The 19,782-nt window shown below is 68.8% G+C and carries 20 protein-coding genes; 12 read left to right on the top strand and 8 right to left on the bottom strand.

All coding sequences use genetic code 11. From position 1 onward, the window contains the following. Window positions 1-20: 20 nt before the first annotated feature. Window positions 21-791: an alpha/beta fold hydrolase gene (locus ASC87_RS07090; protein WP_056658791.1), complete on the bottom strand. Its 771-nt coding sequence runs from the start codon at window positions 789-791 to the stop codon at window positions 21-23. Next, a complete protein-coding gene (locus tag ASC87_RS07085) occupies window positions 788-1,810 on the bottom strand; it encodes a M14 family zinc carboxypeptidase (protein WP_056658788.1) in 1,023 nt (340 codons plus the stop codon). Before ASC87_RS07085 ends, ASC87_RS07090 begins: the two co-directional genes overlap by 4 nt. Window positions 1,811-2,166: 356 nt before the next feature. Here ASC87_RS07085 and ASC87_RS07080 point away from each other — a divergent pair, with 356 nt between their 5' ends. The 7 genes from ASC87_RS07080 (at window position 2,167) to ASC87_RS07050 (ending at window position 8,749) form a co-directional block, all read left to right on the top strand. Further along, on the top strand, window positions 2,167-2,574 hold the full coding sequence (locus ASC87_RS07080; protein WP_056658785.1) for a hypothetical protein: 408 nt from the start codon (window positions 2,167-2,169) through the stop codon (window positions 2,572-2,574). 84 nt (window positions 2,575-2,658) lie between these two features. Further along, complete coding sequence (locus tag ASC87_RS07075; protein ID WP_056658782.1) at window positions 2,659-4,047, top strand: L-serine ammonia-lyase; 1,389 nt, start codon at window positions 2,659-2,661, stop codon at window positions 4,045-4,047. Between the two features lie 196 nt (window positions 4,048-4,243). After that, window positions 4,244-5,392 (top strand): SGNH/GDSL hydrolase family protein, encoded by a 1,149-nt coding sequence (locus ASC87_RS07070; RefSeq protein ID WP_056658779.1) that lies wholly within the window; start codon window positions 4,244-4,246, stop codon window positions 5,390-5,392. A gap of 24 nt (window positions 5,393-5,416) precedes the next feature. After that, window positions 5,417-6,097, top strand: a complete 681-nt coding sequence (locus ASC87_RS07065; protein ID WP_056658775.1) for an OmpW family protein — start codon at window positions 5,417-5,419, stop codon at window positions 6,095-6,097. 211 nt (window positions 6,098-6,308) lie between these two features. Further along, window positions 6,309-6,653, top strand: a complete 345-nt coding sequence (locus ASC87_RS07060) for a hypothetical protein (RefSeq protein ID WP_056658773.1) — start codon at window positions 6,309-6,311, stop codon at window positions 6,651-6,653. A 15-nt stretch (window positions 6,654-6,668) separates the two neighbouring features. Further along, window positions 6,669-7,037 (top strand): hypothetical protein, encoded by a 369-nt coding sequence (locus ASC87_RS07055; RefSeq protein ID WP_056658769.1) that lies wholly within the window; start codon window positions 6,669-6,671, stop codon window positions 7,035-7,037. 5 nt (window positions 7,038-7,042) lie between these two features. Next, a complete protein-coding gene (locus ASC87_RS07050; RefSeq protein ID WP_056658766.1) occupies window positions 7,043-8,749 on the top strand; it encodes an ATP-dependent DNA helicase RecQ in 1,707 nt (568 codons plus the stop codon). Here ASC87_RS07050 and ASC87_RS07045 read toward each other — a convergent pair. The 3 genes from ASC87_RS07045 to ASC87_RS07035 all read right to left on the bottom strand — a co-directional run bounded on the left by ASC87_RS07045 (window position 8,724) and on the right by ASC87_RS07035 (window position 12,908). Beyond that, on the bottom strand, window positions 8,724-11,024 hold the full coding sequence (locus tag ASC87_RS07045) for a sensor histidine kinase (RefSeq protein WP_235582089.1): 2,301 nt from the start codon (window positions 11,022-11,024) through the stop codon (window positions 8,724-8,726). The two genes, ASC87_RS07050 and ASC87_RS07045, sit on opposite strands and share 26 nt — an antisense overlap. A 19-nt stretch (window positions 11,025-11,043) precedes the next feature. Next, window positions 11,044-11,796: a response regulator transcription factor gene (locus tag ASC87_RS07040; protein WP_056658925.1), complete on the bottom strand. Its 753-nt coding sequence runs from the start codon at window positions 11,794-11,796 to the stop codon at window positions 11,044-11,046. A gap of 134 nt (window positions 11,797-11,930) precedes the next feature. Then, a complete protein-coding gene (locus ASC87_RS07035; RefSeq protein WP_056658763.1) occupies window positions 11,931-12,908 on the bottom strand; it encodes an NADPH:quinone oxidoreductase family protein in 978 nt (325 codons plus the stop codon). A 94-nt stretch (window positions 12,909-13,002) separates the two neighbouring features. Here ASC87_RS07035 and surE point away from each other — a divergent pair, with 94 nt between their 5' ends. The 5 genes from surE to rlmD all read left to right on the top strand — a co-directional run bounded on the left by surE (window position 13,003) and on the right by rlmD (window position 18,043). After that, entirely contained in the window at window positions 13,003-13,761 is a 759-nt protein-coding gene (gene surE / locus ASC87_RS07030) for a 5'/3'-nucleotidase SurE (protein WP_056658761.1), read from the top strand. Beyond that, window positions 13,758-14,639 carry a protein-L-isoaspartate(D-aspartate) O-methyltransferase gene (locus tag ASC87_RS07025; RefSeq protein WP_082568453.1) on the top strand — a complete coding sequence of 294 codons (882 nt, stop codon included), beginning with the start codon at window positions 13,758-13,760 and terminating at the stop codon, window positions 14,637-14,639. The genes surE and ASC87_RS07025 overlap by 4 nt, the downstream gene beginning before the upstream one ends. A gap of 113 nt (window positions 14,640-14,752) precedes the next feature. Further along, window positions 14,753-15,595 (top strand): peptidoglycan DD-metalloendopeptidase family protein, encoded by an 843-nt coding sequence (locus ASC87_RS07020; RefSeq protein ID WP_056658919.1) that lies wholly within the window; start codon window positions 14,753-14,755, stop codon window positions 15,593-15,595. A gap of 48 nt (window positions 15,596-15,643) precedes the next feature. Further along, a complete protein-coding gene (gene rpoS / locus ASC87_RS07015) occupies window positions 15,644-16,654 on the top strand; it encodes an RNA polymerase sigma factor RpoS (protein ID WP_056658759.1) in 1,011 nt (336 codons plus the stop codon). A gap of 45 nt (window positions 16,655-16,699) precedes the next feature. Continuing rightward, a complete protein-coding gene (gene rlmD / locus ASC87_RS07010) occupies window positions 16,700-18,043 on the top strand; it encodes a 23S rRNA (uracil(1939)-C(5))-methyltransferase RlmD (protein ID WP_056658756.1) in 1,344 nt (447 codons plus the stop codon). A 69-nt stretch (window positions 18,044-18,112) separates the two neighbouring features. Here rlmD and ASC87_RS07005 read toward each other — a convergent pair whose 3' ends face one another. The 3 genes from ASC87_RS07005 to bfr form a co-directional block, all read right to left on the bottom strand. Then, window positions 18,113-18,820, bottom strand: a complete 708-nt coding sequence (locus ASC87_RS07005; RefSeq protein WP_056658753.1) for a Bax inhibitor-1/YccA family protein — start codon at window positions 18,818-18,820, stop codon at window positions 18,113-18,115. A gap of 100 nt (window positions 18,821-18,920) precedes the next feature. Beyond that, a complete protein-coding gene (locus ASC87_RS07000; RefSeq protein WP_056658751.1) occupies window positions 18,921-19,133 on the bottom strand; it encodes a bacterioferritin-associated ferredoxin in 213 nt (70 codons plus the stop codon). 141 nt (window positions 19,134-19,274) lie between these two features. Further along, window positions 19,275-19,751 (bottom strand): bacterioferritin, encoded by a 477-nt coding sequence (gene bfr, locus ASC87_RS06995; protein ID WP_056658748.1) that lies wholly within the window; start codon window positions 19,749-19,751, stop codon window positions 19,275-19,277. Between the last annotated feature and the right edge of the window lie 31 nt (window positions 19,752-19,782).

Here is a 19,782-nt window from a genome sequence, read left to right as displayed (position 1 = left end):
ACGGCACGACCCTGCCGAGGTCAGGGGCGACTGTCGCTTAGTTGCTGGTCGCACCAGGCAAGCACGGCCTCGGCCACCCACGCCGGGTCGTCGAGGGGCAGGTCATGGCCGGACCACGGGTGGGTGCGCAGGGTGGCGTGCCACGCGCGGGCGATGGCGGCGGAACAGTTGGGGTTCACGAGGCGGTCGCCGGCGCCGCACAGCATCAGCATCGGCACCTCCGGCGCGTGGGCCGGCGCGCGGTACCGGGCGGCGGCCCACAACTGGCGCAGCCCGTTGATGGTGGCCACCGGCCGGTCCCGGTGGATGGCGGACCACGCCGCCACCGTGGCGTCCCGGTCCGCCTCGGGCCGACGGCTCGTCAGGTACCACACCGCCTGCTCACGTCGACGGGCATCGCGGCTCAGCGCCACCCGCAGGAGCCCGGGCCACGCCGCCGCCTGCAACCGGTGGTGGAATGGGGAATGGGGCCTCAGGCTCGTGTTGATCAGCACGGCGGCAGCCAACTCCCCCGGCGCGTCGTGGGCCCACTGGGCCGTGACCATGGCCCCGAGCGACATCGCCACCACACCGAACGGCGGTGCCAGGCCGAGCGCCCGCGCCCGGGCGCGGCAAGCGGCAGCCATCGTCGCCACGTCGGGCGGGCTGGGTTCGTTGTTCAGCGTGCCGTTGCCGGGCAGGTCGATTGCAACGATCGGCACGTGCGGGCAGCGCGCCGCCAGCACCTCGGGGAACGCCCCCCAATGCCGCGCCTCGCGGGTCAGGCCGCGCAGCAGGATCCACGCGTTCACCGGGCCCCCCGGTACCAGCGGTCGAGGGCCAACTCCCGGTGACTGGCACGCGCCGCGCCAGCCGGCAGCCACCGGTCGTGGCTCCAGGCGGCCCGGGCCATGAAGTCGAGGCCGCCCAGGTGGCGGCGCAGCACGCGCTCCTGCCGGTGCTGGATGAGCGGGTTGAAGAACCCGTGCCGCGACAGGAACTGGCGCGGGTTCTTGCGCACCCACAACCACGAGCCCATCTCGAGCGTGAGCGGCAGGAACACACCGTCGCCGCGCGTGCAGGCGAGCGCGTAGAGGTGGTCCCAGAGGTCGCCGTGGGCGAGGTACTGGTGGCTCTGCGGCTCGAACACGTAGCGGTGGTGCGGGTGCCCGCGGTCGAGCACCTGCGAGAAGGCATGCAGTTCCGCGAGATGGGTCACCGGCTGCGCCGTGTGGGCGTAGGGAAACCAGATGCGGTCGCGCACGCCGAAGCCGGAGTGGCAGTCGACGCTCAGGCTGAACACATGGGGCAGCAGCTCCGCCTCGACCACCCGGCACACGGCCAGGCTCTCGGCCTCCATCGAGGCGCCCAACACGCCGCGGTACCACGGCAGCCGCGCACTGATTCGCTGGCCGCCCAGCAACGCGGGTGGGGCATCGGCCGAGTCCACGGGGGCGTTGCGCATCAGGTCCACGCCGTGCGGGTTGGCCCGGGTGCCGAGCCACAGGCCCCCGGGGTTCACGATGGGCATGAACACCATCCGCATGCGCGCGAGCTGCATCGCGAGCAGGTTGTCCCAGGGCAGGCGGTTGAGGATGTTGCGCAGGTAACCGATCACCACGTCGGCACCGATGCGCTCGAGGCCGTGGACACCGCCGAAGAAGCCTACCGCGGGCACGTCCGGTGAACGGTTGCCGAGGGCGAGTGCATACACGGGGAACGTGCGCCCGGCCGCATCCACCTGGCACACCGTCGACACCTCCGCCTCGCGGGGCGCCCCGTCGAGGAGGTCCTGCAGTTCGGCCAGTTGGGGTGGCTGCTGTGAGGTCATGGGCGGCCGGACGCGGTGGGCGCTGCCATCGTTCTGTCACACGGTGGCACTAGCGTGGGGGCAGGTCCACTCGGGAAAACGCCATGGAGGCAGCACCACGTGCCGCGAATCCGCGATCGCCCAGCCCCCGCCGGTTGCGCGACTGGGTGTGGGGCGCGATCGAACTGGCCGCGCTGTGGCGCGCCCGCTGGCGGATGCGTGGCACACACGACAACGGGTAGGCAACGCGGCGCAGGCATCCTGCCGAGTCTCGCCGCCGTGTGTGACAGCCGCGTTGAAAATCGGCCAGCCGCACTTGTCGCCAATTGGTTTATATCGTATAAATCGTTTATACCAATTTGACGGAGTTTTCCCCGATGCCCGCAGCCACCTCCCGCACTGCCGCCGCAACTACCGCCGCAACTACCGCCGCAACCCCCGCTGCCGCCAAACGCAAGGCCGTACCGGCAGCGAAGCCGGCAGCCAAACCCGCGGCAGCCAAGTCCAACGGCAAGGCCGTGAAGGCCGACGTGCCGGTGGTGGTCGAGGCACCGGTGAAGGTGAAGCAGAAGCTGGTGCGCGACAGCTTCACGCTGCCCCAGGCCGACTTCGACCTGATCGGCCAGCTCAAGGCCCGTGCCATCGCCTTCGGCCGCCCGGCCAAGAAGAGCGAGCTGCTGCGCGCCGGCCTGCAGGCATTGAGCGCGTTGAACGATGCCCGGCTGCGCGCCGCACTGGAAACGCTGGTGCCGCTGAAGCCGGGCCGCCCGAAGAAGGGCAGCTGAACCACGCGGGGCGAAGGCCCCGTGCTTGTGGGCCTGCAGCCGCCGGGCTAGGATGATTCCTCCTTGTCCGCGGGCGCGTTCCCCATGGCCGTCAGTGTCTTCGACCTCTTCAAGATCGGCATCGGGCCATCCAGCTCGCACACGGTGGGCCCCATGCGCGCGGCGCGGATGTTCGCGCACGCGCTGTCGTCCCACCCGCGCCGTGCCCACGTGGCCCGCCTGCAGGTGGCGCTGTATGGTTCGCTGGGCGCCACCGGCAAGGGGCACGGCAGCGACAAGGCGGTGTTGCTCGGCCTGTCCGGGCACGATCCCGAGACGGTCGACGTCGAGGCCATCCCCGCATTGCTGGCGGTCATCCGGACGCAGGGCATGCTGCCCGTGGCGGGCGGTGCCCCGGTGCCGTTCGACGAACGGGCTCACCTGATCTTCCACCGCAAGGCGGTGCTGCCGTTCCACACCAACGGCATGACCTTCACCGCCTTCGACGCCGCGGATGCGGTGGTCGAGGCCCGCACCTACTACTCGGTGGGCGGCGGCTTCGTGGTCAGCGAAGAGGTGGCGATCGACGGCACGCGCCAGAAGGCCATCGCACCCGACACCACCGTGCTGCCCCTGCCGTTCCACAGCGGGGCCGACCTGCTGGCCCTGACCACGCAGCACCAGTGCAGCATCGCCCAGGTCATGCGGCGCAACGAGCGCCACTGGCGGTCCGACGAGGCCACCGAGGCGGGCCTGCTCAAGATCTGGGGGGTGATGCAGGCGTGTGTCGAGCGCGGGTGCCGCACCGAAGGCATCCTGCCGGGCGGGTTCAAGGTGCGGCGGCGTGCCGCCGGGCTCGCCGTGGCGTTGCGCACCGCACCGTCGCCGGCCGAAGATCCGCTGGTCGTGATGGACTGGGTGAACCTGTACGCGCTGGCCGTGAACGAGGAAAACGCGGCCGGGGGCAGGGTGGTCACGGCGCCCACCAATGGCGCGGCCGGCATCGTGCCGGCCGTGTTGCACTACTACGTGAACTTCGTCAAAGGCGCCACCGACGCCGGGGTGGTCGACTTCCTGCTCACCGCCGCGGCCATCGGCATCCTCTACAAGGAAAACGCGTCCATTTCCGGCGCCGAGGTGGGCTGCCAGGGCGAGGTGGGCGTGGCCTGCTCGATGGCGGCCGGCGCGCTGTGCGCGGTGATGGGCGGCTCGCCGGCCCAGGTCGAGAACGCCGCGGAGATCGGCATGGAACACCACCTGGGCCTCACCTGCGACCCCGTGGGTGGGCTGGTGCAGATCCCGTGCATCGAGCGCAACGCGGTGGCGTCGGTCAAGGCCATCAACGCCGCGCGCATGGCGCTGCACGGCGACGGCGTCCACCACGTGAGCCTCGACCAGGTCATCAAGACCATGCGCGAGACCGGCGCCGACATGATGACCAAGTACAAGGAAACGGCGCGGGGCGGCTTGGCGGTGAACATCATCGAGTGCTGAGCGCCTCCGTGCCAGCTGGGCGGCAGCCTGGCGGGTCTGGTGTCTCCCACCGGACACGCGGATTCTGTGGTGCGGAATCCGGGGTTTCCATATGTGTCAATTTCGGCCACGAGAGTAGCATCCGCGGCTGTTGGAAACGAACGTTCGTTCTTATTGAAATCTCGCCCCCGTCGCGGCGAAGACACTGGAGTTCTGCATGCATCAATGGAATCGCAAGGTCGGCGCGCTGGGCGCCATCGCACTGGCGGCGGCCCTCGTCACCGCCTGTGGCGGCGGCGGGAGCGACACGGAGACCCAGGTCGAGATCACGTCGGTCAAGGTCATGGGCGACAGCCTGGCCGACGTCGGCACCTTCGGCGGCGTGATCGCCACCGTGCAGGGCGGTGTCATGTACCCGCAGCGGGTGGCCGAGAGCTTTGGTGTCACGAAGCCCTGCAACTACTACGTGGCCACGGGCGCCACGACGTTCGTGCCGAACCCGGCCGCAGGCTGCACGAACTACGCGATCGGCGGCGGCCGCATCAACAACTTCAGCAACCCGGCCTCGCCGTTGTCGGTGATCCAGCAGCTGAAGGACGCGTCGGCCACCACCAACTTCGGTGCCCGTGAACTGGTGCTGATCGACGGCGGCGGCAACGACGCAGCCGACCTCGTGGGCGCCTACCTGAGGGCCGCCTCGGACAGCGGCGCCACCTACGGCGGGCTGCTCAAGACGGTGCTCGACGCCACGGTGGTCGACACCCAGATGGCCACCGGCGCGGCCGGCCTCGCCAACCTGGGCGGCCTCTACATGACCGCGCTGGCCAACCAGTTCTCGGACGCAATCGACGCGAACGTGGTGCAAAAGGGCGCCCAGTACGTGGCCGTGCTCAACATGCCGCCCATCACGCACACGCCGCGCTTCCAGACCGTGCTGAACGCCATCGCGGCCGCCAACGGCGCCAATGGTGTGGCGGCCCGGGCGCAGGCCGAAGCGTTGTTCAAGGGCTGGATCTCGGCCTACAACAGCCGCCTCGCCGCCCGCTTCGCCGGCAACAGCAAGGTGGCCGTGGTCGACTTCTACACCTCGTTCGAAGACAACATCGCCAACCCGTCGCAGTACAGCCTGACGAACGTGACGACCCCGGCCTGCCCGGCCACCGGCGTGGGCTCGGATGGCCTGCCGACCTACACGTTCGCCACCTGCACCGCCGCTGCACTGTCGGCCGCACCGCCCACCGGCGTGACCGACCCGAACTGGTGGCGCAGCTACGCGTTCTCGGATGGTTTCCACCCGACGCCGTACGCCCACCAACTGGTCTCCCAGCTGATCGCCCGGAGCCTGGCCTCCAAGGGCTGGCTGTAACTGACGCTTGAAAGAACAGAACACATGAACAACAACGTCAAGTGCCTCGCCGCCGCCGCTTGTGTGGCCGGCCTCCTTGCCTCCGGCGCGGCCAGCGCGCAGTCGGCCGGTTCGCTGCTGGTGCGCGGCGGTGTCGCGCGCATCACTCCCCAGGTCAAGAGCGGAGCCCTCAGCGCGCCGTCGTTCCCGAACACGAAGTCGGATGTCGAGGCCGACACGCAGGTGGGGGGTGGCATCACCTACATGTACTCCGACAACATCTCGATCGATGTTCCGCTGGCGCTGCCCTTCAAGCACGACATCGTTGGCGACGGCGCCATCGCCGGGGTGGGCAAGATCGCCGAAACGAAGGTGCTGCCCATGACCCTGTTGGCGCAGTACCGCTTCCTGGAGGCGCAGTCGCTGTTCCGCCCGTACGTCGGTGCCGGCCTTACCTACGCCAAGTTCTTCAAGGAAAAGGGCACTGCCTCGCTGACCGCGCTGAGCGGGGGCTCGCCCTCGAACCCCACCACGCTGAAGATCGATTCGAAGCTGGCGGCCACGATCCAGGTGGGTGCGTCCTACACGTTCAGCGAGCGCTGGTTCGTGGACGCCACGGTGCTCAAGACGTTCCTGAAGACCCGCGCCACGCTGTCGACGGGCCAGTCGAAGGACCTCACGCTGGACCCGCTCACCACGGCGCTGTTCGTGGGCTACCGCTTCTGAGCGTCTGACCACACGTTGCCTGTTGTCGAGGCCCCGCCGTCCATGACGGCGGGGCCTTTTTTCTGGGCCTCGTGCAGCAACGGCGGTGGTGGTGGTGCCGGGCATCCCCGGTCTGCGCACCGCCCGACCTGCCGAACGGGTGGTGTCCTACAGGCACGGGCCGCGGTGTTTGCGACGATCAGGCATTGCATCGCCGTCAGGAGAAGCCGCCATGCCGTTCGAAACGAAACGCGCTACGTTCCTCGACAAGACCCAGCAGTTGCGCCGTGCGCTCAGTGCTTCCGGGCATGATCCGCGGGATTTCGACATCGAGGCCGATCACACGTCGCCGCTCGCCAACCTGTTCAAGCTCGCCGGCGGCCTGCTGATCGTGCGCCGGCGCTCTACCGGCGAGGAGCGGGCGTATGCCACCGACACCGAATCGGCCTGGCTCGACTCCGTGATGGCCGACCTGTCGCACGGCCGCCTGGCCGATGCCCCCGAAACCGCACCCGCGGTGTTGTCGATGCTCCCGCACGAAGATTCCGTGCCGGCGGCGTTGCCACCGGTGGCGTGACACCAGGAGTTTTCCATGGCCCAAAGCAGCATTCTCGGAGGCCAGAAGGCCCCCACCCAGGCCCGAGGCCGCGACACCGACGCGCTCGGACCGAGCGACAGCTCGGACAGCGGCAGCGACGTGCAAGGTGAACGTGCCCACACCGCCAGCGACCCGGACGACGCGGGTGCGATGCCCGCTGAACTCGGCAGCGACACCGACGCCTCCGGCACCGGCGAACGGGGCGCCGCCTTCGGCGATGACATCGACGAAGGCGCGGACATCCGGCCCGACCGCATCGAAGAACTCAACGGTGCGGCCGGTGTCGACGAAGCGGGCCTGGCGGACATCGCCCTCGATGACGACGACGAGGACGGGGAAGCCGACGAGCCGGACGCGCGGTAGCGACCGTGGCCGCACGTTCCCCGGCCGGGCCGCTCGCACCCCGGCTGCGCCGCCTGCTGACCGGCACGTTCGGCCTGACGGCGCTGCGTGACGGCCAGAGAGCCGTGATCGAACGCGTGCTGGCCGGCGGCCACACGCTCGCGGTGATGCCCACGGGCGCCGGCAAGTCGCTCTGTTACCAGCTGCCTGCGCTGGCGATGGCGGGCCGGGCGGTGGTGGTCTCCCCACTCATCGCGTTGATGAAGGACCAGTGCGACAAGCTGCGTGAACTCGGCATCGCTGCCGTGCAGGTGCACAGCGCCGTGCCCGCCGACGAACTGACCGGCGCGTTGGCCCAGGTGGCCGATGGCCGGGCGTCGTTCGTGTTCGTGACCCCCGAGCGACTGGCCGACGCCGGGTTCCTGGCCTTGCTCAAGCAGCAGCCCACGCGGCTGCTGGTGGTCGACGAGGCCCATTGCATTGCCCAGTGGGGCCACGATTTCCGGCCGGCGTTCCTGGAGCTGGGCGCGGCGCGTGCCTCGCTCGGGCGGCCCACGGTGCTGGCCCTGACCGCCACCGCGTCGCCGTCCACGGTGGATGACGTCTGCAGGCTGCTGGGGATCCCGCGCGACGGGGTGCTGAGCACGGGCACGTGGCGCGAGAACCTGCACTACCGCGTCGATCACGTCGGGGATGAGGCCGGCAAGCTGGCGCGTCTCATCGCCCACGTCCAGGCGGCGCCGGGGTCGGGGCTCGTGTACACCGCGACCGTCAAGGCCGCCGAGGCCGTCAGCCACGCGCTCGCGGTGGCCGGTGAATCGGTCGGGTGCTACCACGGGCGCCTGCCGGCGGCGGAACGGCATGCGGTGCAGGAGGCCTTCATGGCGGGCGCCGTGCGGGTGGTCGTGGCGACCAACGCCTTCGGCCTCGGCATCGACAAGCCCGACACCCGCTTCGTGCTGCACTACCAGATGCCCGGCAGCCTCGATGCGTATTACCAGGAGTCCGGGCGTGCCGGGCGCGATGGGGGGCCTGCGGACTGCACCTTGCTGTTCCTGCGCGGCGACCAGGCGGTGCAGCAGTTTTTCCTGGCGGGCCGTTACCCGAGCGCGGCCGAGCTGGAGGCCATCTACCAGGCGCTGCACCATCTGCCCGCCGAGTCACCCGGCTGGACCGTGGAGACGCTGGCAGCCGCGTTGCAACGCCCGCGCCCGAAGGTGCGGGCGGTCGTGAGCCTGCTGAAAAACGGCAAGGCCCTCGCGGCCGACCGTGCGGGACACCTGCGCCTGCTGCGCCCGGGCCTTGTTGCCGACGAGCTGGTGCAGCTGCATGCGATGTACGTGCGCAAGCGGGAGCAAGGCCGTGACACGCTGGAGCGCATGGTGGCCTACGCGCTCACCGGCCAATGCCGCTGGCGCGCGTTGCTCGACCATTTCGGTGAACCGGCCCCGTTCGAGCGTTGCGGCACGTGCGACAACTGCCTGCGCATGGACGCGTATGCCGGTCCGGCGGCGGCCGACCCGCCGGCCGAGGCGGCATTGGCGCCCGCCGTGGTGTTCAAGCCGGGCACGCGGGTGCGGGTGCGGCGCTACGGCGAGGGCACGGTGGTGGCCGCGGACGCCGGCAGCGTGACGGTGGCCTTCGCCGAGGGCGAGGCACGCTCGTTCCTGCCGGACTTCGTGAAGGCAGCGCGGGCACGCCGCCCGGTCAAGGCCGTTCCGACAGCCGCTTGATGACCACCTGGCACCGGATGCCTTGCGGGTCGATCTCGCGCCATTCCACCTCGCCCCCCAACTGCTTGACCCGCTTTCTCACCCCGCCGAGGCCCAGTCCGTGGGCCCATGCCTGCGGGTTGCGGCCCTGGCCGTTGTCGGCGACCGTGAGGTCCAGCCGGTCGTCGGCGAGGTGGAAGTCGATGTCGACACGCGTGGCCTCGGCGTGTGCGATGGCGTTGCTGCACAGCTCGCGCATCACGCGCGTGAGGCCCGACCACTGCACCACCGTCAGCGAGATGTCGCGGTCGAACGTGAGGTGCCAGCCCAGGTGAACCTGGGCCGCGGTGAGGCGCTGCGTCAGGTCGGCCTTCCATTCGCCGGCGGCATGCGACAGCGGGTGGTTGGGCGCCGCGAGCCCGCGGGTGAGCGTCTTCAGGTCCTGCAGCGTGTGCCGGACGTAGTCTTCCATCTCGGGCGACTGGGCCTTGTACATCAGCGTGAGCAACCGCGCGCCGATGTCGTCGTGCAGGTCCTGCGCGATGCGCAGGCGCTCCTCGCTGCGGCCCTGTTCCACCGCGCGGTCGAACGCTACGGCGCGGCAGAGCTGCTCGACGATGCGGTCGGTGAGCCGGGCGTCGTCGGATGTGAAGAGCCTCTGGCCCCGGTTGGCGAAGCGCATCACGATGGAGGCGGGCGTGCTGACCTGCTTGTCGGTCAGTGCCGGTACCGGCAGCATCAGCGTGGACCCGTCGCTCACCACCCGCACCGTGAGGCTGCGTTTGTCGACGACCACGGCCTCGAGCGGCTCGAAGAGTTCCTGGAGCAGCTGCACCAGCAGCGACGGTGAGCGGTCCGGGTGGGCTTCCACTTCGCGGGCGATGCGGTAGAGCTTCTCGAACATGCGCTCGGTGGTGAGCATGTTGCGGCTGCGCACGCGGTTGAGCACCCATTCGCGCGCGCCGGCATACAGGCCCAGCGACAGGAACAGCGCCAGGGTCACGGAGGTGAACTGGCCGAACGAGAAGACCGCAACGAACAGCAGGTCGAGCGACGTGGCGACGGTGCTGATGGCCGCCAGCAGCGAAAACTCGCGCATCACCTGCTGCGACTTCGACAGGAACGGCATCAGCAACAGCAGCGACGACAGGAACACGTACCAGATCACCGGCCCCACTTCGGCCACCTGCTGCTGCACCGATGGCACGCGGTCGGCGGACGCGATGGCGACCGCCACCGTGAGCAGGATCCAGGTGGACACCGCCATCAGCCCGAAGCGGCGCATCACGATGGCAAACGGGTGGCGCAACAGGCGGTACGACCACACGAGCAGTGCCACGGTCAGCACGCCCGCGGCGGCAACCGCGCCCTGCGTCCACCACCACGCCTCGTGCAGCACGCCGGACGCGGCCGGCACGCCGATGGCGAACATCGACACCCACGCGGCCCATGCGATGGTGGTGCAGGCGGGCACCCGGCGCGGGTGCAACGCTGCAGCGTGCACCACCGCTGCACCGGTGATCAGGTCGAAGGCCACGCGGCACGGGAAGTCGAGCTGCGAGAGCGGGCCCGGGAGCCCGAGCACCAGCGTGGATTCGAGCGCGAGGAAGATCAGGTTGCCGGCCTGGCTGGCGCACATCGCCGTGTAGAGCAGTGTGCGCGTGGACGGGCTGGCGAGCACCACGATCATGCCCACCATGTACACGACCAGGCCCAGCCCGGTCAGCAGCCAGAACAGCGCGCCCAGGCTGGCGATGCCCCGCGGCACCGGTTCCACGTCCTCCGTGCTGCCATCGGTGAACGTGAGGTGCACCTGTGGCTGCGCGAGCAGCTCGTCGAGTTGCCGATGCATGACCTGCTGCCGCAGGCGGTCGGTGTTGTCGGTGATCCAGCGGGCGGACGGGGTAATGGCCAGCAGATCGGGCGACACCGTCCGCAGGCGCGGGCTGCTCACGCTGCCAAGCACCTTGCCGACGTGGGGCTTGAGGTTCGGGGCGGTGCTGCGCGCCAGTTGCAGCTGCCCGGTGGCGGTGGCCACCCATTCGGCGGGTACCTGCGGCGTGCCGGATGCCCACCGGGCCAGCAGCAACACGCCGATGCACCCGGCCAGCGCCGCGACCACCAGGAAGCGCAACCGCCAGCCCATCCACCGGGCGAGGTGTTCGACGCGGCCGAGCGTCTGTTCGATCAGGCGGGAGTCGAGCAGCGAATCGGGGGCAGCCGCCCTGCGCCGAAGCGACGGGGGCGCTTCCCGCAGGTCGGACGGCATGCCATGCTGCGAGGCGAAGCGGTCCATCGGGCCCGGTCTCAGCCTCTCAGACCAGGCCGTGCTTGCTGGCGAGCACGGCGGCTTCGGCGCGGCTCGACACGTTCAGCTTCTTGTAGATGGACTTGATGTGATCGTTCACGGTGAACCACTTGATGCCCATCAGGTTGGCGATCTCCTTGATCGTGAAGCCCTTGCTCAGGTAGGTGAGGACTTCGCTCTCACGGGGTGTCAGGCGTTCATGGTCAAGCGGGGCGCCGCGGCCGAGTGGCAGCGGCCGGCTGCTCTGGAAGCCGGAACCGTTCAGCAGCGCCGGTTCGCCAAGGCCTGCCAGTGCGCCCATGCCACCGGGCCCCTGGCGGAAGTGGCTCAGCAGGCGCCGGGCGATGGCAGGCGACAGCGGCGGCTGGCCGCGCACGATCTTCTGCAACTCCTCGACGAGCACCTCGAAGCGGTCCTCCTTCAGCAGGTACCCATCGGCACCGCATTGCAGCGCGGGGAACAGGTGGTCGTCGTCGGAGTACAGCGTGGTCACGATCTTCGTGGCTGGGTAGCGCACGAGTTCGGTCAGCAACTCCATGCCGTTGCCGTCGGGGAGTTCCAGGTCGACCAGGACCAGCTTGAACGTATCGGCCGTGGCCTCGTTGCCCTTGGGGTCGACCGGGCCGACCTGTCGGCGCGCCGATTCGAGGTCGCCTGCTTCTGTGATGACGATGGCATCGCTGAAACTCTCTCGCACCACACGGCACAGGAAACTGCGTGCGACGGGATTGTCTTCAACGATGAGAACCTTGATGGCCATGCCGTAATGCCGCTCCATAGGGAGCTTTGATCGTATCGCACTCGGACGACTGCGGGCTGTCTGGAAAGGGCCCCCCTGTCAATGTTGACAGGGGGTGCTTTCGGGGCGGCTTTTTCTGGTACGACGAAGTGTGTTCAGTCGTTGGTCAGCACGAGCTTTCCACGCACCTTGCGTGTGCTCATGCGGGCGAACGCTTCGGGCAGCGATTGCATGGGCAGCCGCTGGTCGATCACGGGCTTGATCTTGCCCTGCGCGTACCACGCGGCCAGCTCGGCCAGCCCGGCGGCGCTGTTGGCGGGTTCACGGCGCGCGAATTCGCCCCAGAACACCCCGACGATGGAGGCGCCCTTGAGCAGGGCGAGGTTCAGCGGCAGCGCGGGGATGCCGCCTTGCGCAAACCCGATCACGAGGTAGCGGCCACGCCAGCCGATGGAACGGAACACCGGCTCCGCGAGGTCGCCGCCCACCGGGTCGTAGACCACGTCGGGGCCCTTGCCACCGGTCAGCGCCTTGATCTCTTCGCGGAGGTTGCCGGTGCTGTAGTTGATGGTGGCGTCGGCGCCCAGGTCCTTGCACAGCGCGCACTTCTCGTCGGTGGACGCGGCCGCGATGACCTTCGCCCCGGCCGCCTTGGCGATCTGGATGGCCGCCGTGCCCACGCCGCCAGCGGCGCCCAGCACGAGCACGGTTTCACCGGCCTTGAGCTGCCCGCGGTCGATCAGGGCGTGGTGGGTGGTGCCGTAGGTGCACAGGAACGCGGCCGCGTCGTCGAACGCGAACCCCGCGGGCAGCGGCATCAGCTGCGCCGCCTTCGCGACCACGTGGGTGCCGAAGCCGCCGCCGCCGCCGAAGGTGGCAACCCGGTCGCCCACCTTGAACGCGGTGACACCTTCGCCCACGGCATCGACCACGCCGGAGTACTCGGAGCCCGGCACGAAGGGCAGGGGGGGCTTCATCTGGTATTTGTTCTGCACGATGAGCAGATCGGGGAAGTTCAGGCTCGCCGCCTTGATGGCCACCCGCACCTCGCCGGCCTTCGGCTCGGGCATGGGCAGGGTCGTCCAGACGAGGGCTTCGGGACCGATGGGGTTCTCGCACAACCAGACTTGCATGCTGTTCTCCGTGTGATATTCGAGGTGTCCACGATCATAAGCACGCTGTCCCGGCGGTGGCGTCCCGCAGGTGACGAGTCCTTACAATCCCCGGATGCGCATCCTGATTGCCAATGACGATGGTTACCTCGCCCCCGGGCTCGCGGCCCTGGTCCAGGCCTGTGAAGGGCTCGGTGAACTCGACGTGGTGGCGCCCGAACAGAACGCGAGCGGCACGTCGAACTCCCTCACGCTGAACCGCCCGCTGTCGGCGTTCACCGCTCCCAACGGCTTTCGCTACCTGAACGGCACGCCGTCCGATTGCGTGCACGTGGCCCTGACCGGCTGGTTGCCCGAGCGACCCGACCTGGTGGTCTCGGGCATCAACCAGGGCGCCAACATGGGTGACGACACCTTGTACTCCGGCACGGTGGCCGCCGCGATGGAAGGGTATCTCTTCGGCGTGCCGGCCATCGCCTTCTCCCAGGTGGAAAAAGGGTGGGCCCACCTCGATGCGGCGGCCCGCGTGGCGCGGTCCATCATCGAACAGGCACTCGCATCGCCGCCGTCGGCCGGCGCGTGGCTGCTGAACGTGAACATCCCGAACCGGGCCGATGCCCACACGCTGCCGCGCGAGGTCACGCGCCTCGGCCGCCGGCACGCAAGTGCGCCGGTGATCCGCCAGACGAACCCGCGTGGCGAGCCCATCTACTGGATCGGCCCACCGGGGGACGCGCGCGAGGGCGGGCAGGGCACCGATTTCCACGCCACGGCCCAGGGCCATGTCTCGATCACCCCGTTGCAGGTGGACCTCACCGACCACGCCGCGTTGCCCGCCTGGCAGCGCTGGTCCGACGGTGGGGCGCGCCCATGAGCCAGCCGCCGCCGCGCGCGAAGTTTCCGCTCCAGCTCGAGGGCCTGAACCGGCCCGCCAAGCGCCTGGCCGCTGCGCCGGGCGCGGGCTCCAAGGCAGCGGCCACCCCGGTGGCCAGCGCCATTCCGCGGGCCGAACCCCGGCCGGTGCTGCGGCCCCAGCAGCCGCTGCAGCAGGCCGCACTCGATTCCGCGCGCCGGGTGGCCCCGTCGGGCCTCGGGCTCGACTCCGCCGGCATCCGCCGCCGCATGGTCGACCGCCTGGTCCAGGCCGGGCTGCGCGACGAGCTGGTCAAGGGGGCGATGAGCGAGGTGCCGCGCCACCTGTTCGTCGACACCGCGCTCGTCAACCAGGCCTACGAGGACACCAGCCTGCCCATCGGGCACGGCCAGACCATCTCGAAACCCTCCGTGGTGGCCCGCATGATCGAACTGCTCATGGGCGGAGCCAATGCCCGCGCTCGCCGTTCGCTCGGGCACACGCTCGAGATCGGCACGGGGTGTGGCTACCAGGCGGCCGTGCTCGCCCGGCTGTCGCGGCAGGTGATGAGCATCGAGCGCTTGAGGCCGTTGCATGACAAGGCCCGCGAACATCTGGCGCCTCTGCGCCAGATGAACATCCGGCTGGTGTATGGTGACGGGATGCGGGGGCATCCTCCCAACGCCCCTTACGACAGCATCATCGCCGCCGCTGGCGGCGAGGCGCTCCCGGATGCGTGGCTCGAACAGCTCGCCGTGGGCGGCCGATTGGTGGCGCCGGTGCACGATGCATCGGGCTCGCGCCAGGTGCTCGTGGTGGTAGACAGAACAGCGGACGGATACACGCGCTCGGTCCACGAGGCGGTGCATTTCGTTCCCCTAAAATCAGGACTGGATTGATGGCTTTGGCACCGATGGGATCGACATTCGACAGGGCGTTCAACGCCCGGCACGGCAGGTTGGAACGCGCGGGCTCCGTGGCCCGCATCGCGGGGGCGCTGGCCCTCGTGGCGATGGTGGCGGCTTGCCAGACGGCCCGCGTGGGCCGCGCGCCCGTCGAGGAGCGCCAGGTGGGGCGCAACAGCGCGCCAGCCGCGCCGGCCTCCACTGCGCCCACGCCAGCCGAACCGGCCAAGGTGCTGCCGGGCGCCGAAAATGCCGGCAAACCCGGTTACTTCACCGTTCGTCCGGGCGACACGCTGATCCGCGTGGGCCTCGAGACCGGGCAGAACTGGAAAGACCTGGTCAAGTGGAACAACCTCGAGAACCCCAACATCCTCGAGGTGGGCCAGGTGCTGCGAGTCGTGCAGCCCGGTGCGGACCCCAACGCACTCACCACACGCCCGGTCACGACGGCCAAGGTGGAAGGACGCCCGCTCGACGCACCCAAGCCGGCTCCGGCCGCCAGTGCTGCGTCCGTGCCGGCCGTGGTGCCCGCACCTGCGCCTGCACCGGCACCAGCCCCCGCGGCATCCACCGGCGGTGACGACGATGTGAACTGGCTGTGGCCGGCCAACGGCGCGGTCGTGGCACGCTTCGACGAATCCCGCAGCAAGGGCCTCGGCATTGCCGGCAAGGCCGGCGACCCGGTGCTCGCCGCGGCCGACGGCAAGGTGGTCTACGCCGGATCGGGCCTGCGCGGTTACGGAAATCTTGTCATCCTCAAACACAACAACACCTACCTGACCGCATACGCGCACAATCAGGCTCTGCTCGTGAAGGAGGAGCAGACCGTCAAACGTGGCCAGAAGATCGCCGAAATGGGCGCCACCGATTCGGACCGCGTGAAACTGCATTTCGAGATCCGCAAACAAGGCAAGCCGGTCGACCCGGAGAAGTTGCTCCCGTCGCGCTGACGCGCACGTTCGTCGCGCTTCGCCTTGTTTCCTGTCACAGGCAACACCATGGCAAAAAAGCACGGCGAAGGTTTGAACGGATTCGCGGCCGCCCCTGCCGAGCGCCCGCCTGCGGTGGACGTGCTGTCCACCGGGGCGCCACTCCCTGACGGCGACGACGACGCGGCCGCGGTGCCGCTGGCCGCGGGGGTGGTGATCCCTGCCGGCGATGGCGAGGTGGGCAACACGCTGCAGACCTACCTGCGTGAGATCCGCCGCGCGCCGCTCTTCACACCGGAAGAGGAATACGACACCGCCGTGCGGGCCCGCGCGGGCGAATTCACCGCCCGCCAGGAAATGATCGAGCGCAACCTGCGCCTCGTGGTGAGCATCGCGAAGAACTACCTGGGCCGCGGCCTGCCCCTCACCGACCTGATCGAGGAGGGCAATCTCGGGCTGATGCACGCGATCGGCAAGTTCGAGCCTGAACGAGGGTTCCGCTTCTCCACCTACGCGTCGTGGTGGATCCGCCAGAGCGTGGAGCGGGCCATCATGCACCAGGCCCGCCTCGTGCGGCTGCCGGTCCACGTCGTGCGCGAACTGAACCACGTGCTGAAGGCCCGGCGGGCGCTCGAATCGGAGCACCCCGCCAACGGGTCGGAGGCCCATGTGCGGGTGGAAGACATTGCCGCGCGCATCGGCCGGCCGGTCGAGGAGGTGAGCGAGTTGCTGCGGTTCTCCGAGCAGCCCACGTCGCTCGATGCCCCGCTCGATCGCGAAAGCACCGACTCCATGCTCGACAGCGTGGCCGACGAGGCCGCGCTCGACCCCATGCACCACACGTTGAGCCACGAGGTCGACGCGTTGCTGCAGACGGGCCTCGAGGAACTGAACGATCGTGAACGCGAGGTGCTGTCCGGCCGCTACGGCCTGCGCGACCGGGAACCCGAGACCCTCGAGGTGCTGGCCGAACGGCTGGGCCTCACGCGCGAGCGCATCCGGCAGATCCAGCAGGAGGCCCTCGTCAAGCTGCGCCGGCGCATGGCGCGCAGTGGTGTGCACCGCGACTCGCTCTTCTGACCGGCCGCGCGCCAGCCCGGCCGCCAGCGGCGGGATAATCGGGGAATGACTCAAGCAATCGAATGGCTGAAGGTCGAGTCCCTCGACCTCGAAGGCCAGGGCGTGGCCCACAACGAAGAAGGCAAGGTGGTGTTCATCGACGGGGCGCTGCCCGGCGAAGAAGTGCAGGTCACCGTGAACCGCCGCAAGAACAACTGGGAGCAGGCCACGATGACGGCGCTGCGCCGCGAAAGCGCCCAGCGCGTGACCCCGCAGTGCCGTCATTTCGGCACCTGCGGTGGCTGCAAGCTCCAGCATTTCCACGTGGGTGCGCAGGTGGCCACGAAGCAGCGTGCGCTTGAAGACGCGCTGTGGCACCTCGGCAAGGTCAAGCCTGAGCGTCTGCTGCGGCCCATCGAGGGCCCGACCTGGGGCTACCGCTACCGCGCGCGCCTGTCGGTGCGCCATGTCGCGAAAAAGGGCAAGGTGCTCGTGGGGTTCCACGAGCGCAAGTCCACCTACGTGGCCGACATGAACAGCTGCGAGGTGCTGCCGCCGCATCTCAGCGCCATGCTCGCGCCGCTGAGCGAACTCGTGATGTCGATGGACGCGCGCGACCGCTTGCCGCAGATCGAGGTGGCCGTGGGGCAGGACACCACCGCGCTCGTGCTGCGCCACCTGGAGCCGCTCAGCACCGGGGATCTGGCCCGCCTGCGTGCTTTCGCCGCGTCCCGCGCGGTGCAGTGGTGGCTGCAGCCGAAAGGCCCGGACACCGTGCACCGCCTGGACGATGGCGGCGCCGCGCTCACCTACACGCTGCCCGAGTTCGGGTTGACGATGCCGTTCAAGCCCACCGACTTCACCCAGGTGAACCACCAGATCAACCGTGTGCTGGTGGGCCGTTCGCTGCGGCTGCTGGCCGCGCAGCCGCACGAGCGCGTGATCGACTGGTTCTGTGGCCTCGGCAACTTCACGTTGCCCATCGCCACCCAGGCGCGCGAGGTGCTGGGCATCGAGGGCAGCGAGACGCTGGTGGCCCGGTCACGCGAGAACGCCGCGGGCAATGGGCTCGCGCACAAGACGTCGTTCGAGGCGCGCAACCTCTTCGAGATGACCCCGGCCGACCTGGCGCACTACGGGCCGGCGGACAAGTGGCTGGTGGACCCGCCGCGCGAGGGGGCGTTTGCACTGGCGAAAGCCGTGGCCGACCTCCACCAGGACCCGTCCATCGCGCCCCGCTTCACGCTGCCGAAGCGCATCGTCTACGTGAGCTGCAACCCGGCCACGCTGGCGCGTGACGCCGGCCTGCTGGTGCACCAGGGGGGCTACCGGTGCACGGCGGGCGGAGCGGTGAACATGTTCCCGCACACGGCGCACGTGGAGAGCATCGCGGTGTTCGAGCGCGACTGATGGAAACGACTGACGGACACGCAAACGGGGCCCGAAGGCCCCGTTGTCGCTGGTGAACGGCCGGAAGGTTCAGTTGTCCGAGTCGCCGCCGAAGATGCCGAGCAGGCTCAGCAGGTTCACGAAGACGTTGTACACGTCGAGGTAGATGGCGAGCGTGGCGGTGACGTAGTTGGTTTCACCGCCGTCGATCACGCGCTTCAGGTCGTACAGCATCAGCGCCGAGAAGATCACGATGGCGAGCACCGACACCGTGAGCATCAGGGCCGGCAGCTGCAGCCAGATGTTGGCCACGCTGGCAACGATGAGGCCGATCACGCCCACCATCATCCACTTGCCCAGGCCCGAGACGTCGCGCTTGATGCTGGAGGCGAGGGTGGCCATGCCGAAGAACACGAGCCCCGTGCCCCCGAAGGCCATCATGATGAGCTGGCTGCCGTTGGTGTAGTTGCCCAGCACCGCGCCGATCAGGCGCGAGAGCATCAGCCCCATGAAAAAGGTGAATCCGAGCAGCAGCGCGACGCCGATGGACGAGTTCTTGTATTTGTCGATCGCGAAAAAGAAGCCGAACGCCACGCCCATGAACACCATGAACCCGATGAACGGGTTGGCGGCGAAGAAGCTGAAGCCCGTGGCGACGCCGAGCCAGGCGCCCAGCACGGTGGGCACCATCGACAGCGCGAGCAGCCAATAGGTGTTGCGCAACACGCGGTTGCGGTCGGCCACGGCCGAACCCGCGGTGCCATAGGCGCCGTAGGCAGGTTGCAGTTTTTCGTTCATGAGACCTCCTGTGGAGAGAGCCAACCGAAGGTCAGACTCAACAGGAGGTTACAGGTTCCCGTGTCAGCAGCGGCGCAAGGCCGGTGGCGGGGAAGGGGGATCAGGCAGCCAACTGGATGCGGATGGGCAGGTAGTGGGCGGGCGCGGTACCGTTGCGGGCGGAGTCGAACACGTCGCGGGCGCAATCGGTGCAGTTGCCGCAGCAGGTGGCTACGCCAGTGTCCATCTGCAGGTCGTCGAAGCTGGCGCAACCGCCACGGGCGTGGCGCTCGATGTCACGGTCGGAAACGCGGCGGCAGACACAAACAATCATCGTTGAACTCCGGGGCCTGTACACGGGCCACTGGATGCAATGATAAATAGGAATGATTCCCAGTTCAAGGCCCCGCAAAAAAAAGGACCGCCCAGAACGTGAATTCTGTGGCGGCCCGGGCGTCCGGGTGGAAGGCGCCGGTCAGTCGGCTTCGGCCAGCTGGGACTGCAGGTAGTTCTGCAGGCCCACCTTGTCGACCAGGTCGATCTGGGTCTCGAGGAAGTCGATGTGCTCTTCCGTGTCCTCGAGGATGCCCTGGAGCAGGTCGCGGGACACGTAATCGCGCACCGACTCGCAATAGGCAATGCCATCCTTGATGGTGGCCTGCGCGCCGCGCTCGGATGTCAGGTCGCAGTTCAGGATCTCGACCGTGTCCTCGCCGACCAGGAGCTTGCCCAGGTCCTGGAGGTTCGGCAGGCCGTCGAGCGTGAAGATGCGATTCATGAGGATGTCGGCGTGTTTCATCTCGCCGATGGATTCCTCGTATTCCTTCTTGGCCAGCTTGTCGAAGCCCCAGTGCTTGAGCATCCGGTAGTGCAGGAAGTACTGGTTGATGGCGGTCAGCTCGTTCTTCAGTTGCGCGTTCAGATGCTCGATGACTTTCGGGTCGCCCTTCATGGCTTTTCCTTATTGTGGGTGGGGGTCATTC

Origin of the sequence: Rhizobacter sp. Root1221 (assembly GCF_001425785.1) — a bacterium.
GTDB lineage: Bacteria > Pseudomonadota > Gammaproteobacteria > Burkholderiales > Burkholderiaceae_C > Rhizobacter.
This window is presented reverse-complemented; position numbering and strand designations above follow the sequence as displayed.

Coding starts and splice junctions, on each gene's coding strand:
- rlmD (WP_056658756.1), top strand. CDS start 16,700: ATGACTCAAGCAATCGAATGGCTGAAGGTCGAGTCCCTCGACCTCGAA.
- ASC87_RS07035 (WP_056658763.1), bottom strand. CDS start 12,908: ATGCAAGTCTGGTTGTGCGAGAACCCCATCGGTCCCGAAGCCCTCGTC.
- ASC87_RS07080 (WP_056658785.1), top strand. CDS start 2,167: ATGCCCGCAGCCACCTCCCGCACTGCCGCCGCAACTACCGCCGCAACT.
- ASC87_RS07070 (WP_056658779.1), top strand. CDS start 4,244: ATGCATCAATGGAATCGCAAGGTCGGCGCGCTGGGCGCCATCGCACTG.
- rpoS (WP_056658759.1), top strand. CDS start 15,644: ATGGCAAAAAAGCACGGCGAAGGTTTGAACGGATTCGCGGCCGCCCCT.
- ASC87_RS07075 (WP_056658782.1), top strand. CDS start 2,659: ATGGCCGTCAGTGTCTTCGACCTCTTCAAGATCGGCATCGGGCCATCC.
- ASC87_RS07025 (WP_082568453.1), top strand. CDS start 13,758: ATGAGCCAGCCGCCGCCGCGCGCGAAGTTTCCGCTCCAGCTCGAGGGC.
- ASC87_RS07060 (WP_056658773.1), top strand. CDS start 6,309: ATGCCGTTCGAAACGAAACGCGCTACGTTCCTCGACAAGACCCAGCAG.
- bfr (WP_056658748.1), bottom strand. CDS start 19,751: ATGAAGGGCGACCCGAAAGTCATCGAGCATCTGAACGCGCAACTGAAG.
- ASC87_RS07085 (WP_056658788.1), bottom strand. CDS start 1,810: ATGACCTCACAGCAGCCACCCCAACTGGCCGAACTGCAGGACCTCCTC.
- ASC87_RS07055 (WP_056658769.1), top strand. CDS start 6,669: ATGGCCCAAAGCAGCATTCTCGGAGGCCAGAAGGCCCCCACCCAGGCC.
- ASC87_RS07040 (WP_056658925.1), bottom strand. CDS start 11,796: ATGGCCATCAAGGTTCTCATCGTTGAAGACAATCCCGTCGCACGCAGT.
- ASC87_RS07045 (WP_235582089.1), bottom strand. CDS start 11,024: ATGGACCGCTTCGCCTCGCAGCATGGCATGCCGTCCGACCTGCGGGAA.
- ASC87_RS07020 (WP_056658919.1), top strand. CDS start 14,753: ATGGTGGCGGCTTGCCAGACGGCCCGCGTGGGCCGCGCGCCCGTCGAG.
- surE (WP_056658761.1), top strand. CDS start 13,003: ATGCGCATCCTGATTGCCAATGACGATGGTTACCTCGCCCCCGGGCTC.
- ASC87_RS07000 (WP_056658751.1), bottom strand. CDS start 19,133: ATGATTGTTTGTGTCTGCCGCCGCGTTTCCGACCGTGACATCGAGCGC.
- ASC87_RS07065 (WP_056658775.1), top strand. CDS start 5,417: ATGAACAACAACGTCAAGTGCCTCGCCGCCGCCGCTTGTGTGGCCGGC.
- ASC87_RS07005 (WP_056658753.1), bottom strand. CDS start 18,820: ATGAACGAAAAACTGCAACCTGCCTACGGCGCCTATGGCACCGCGGGT.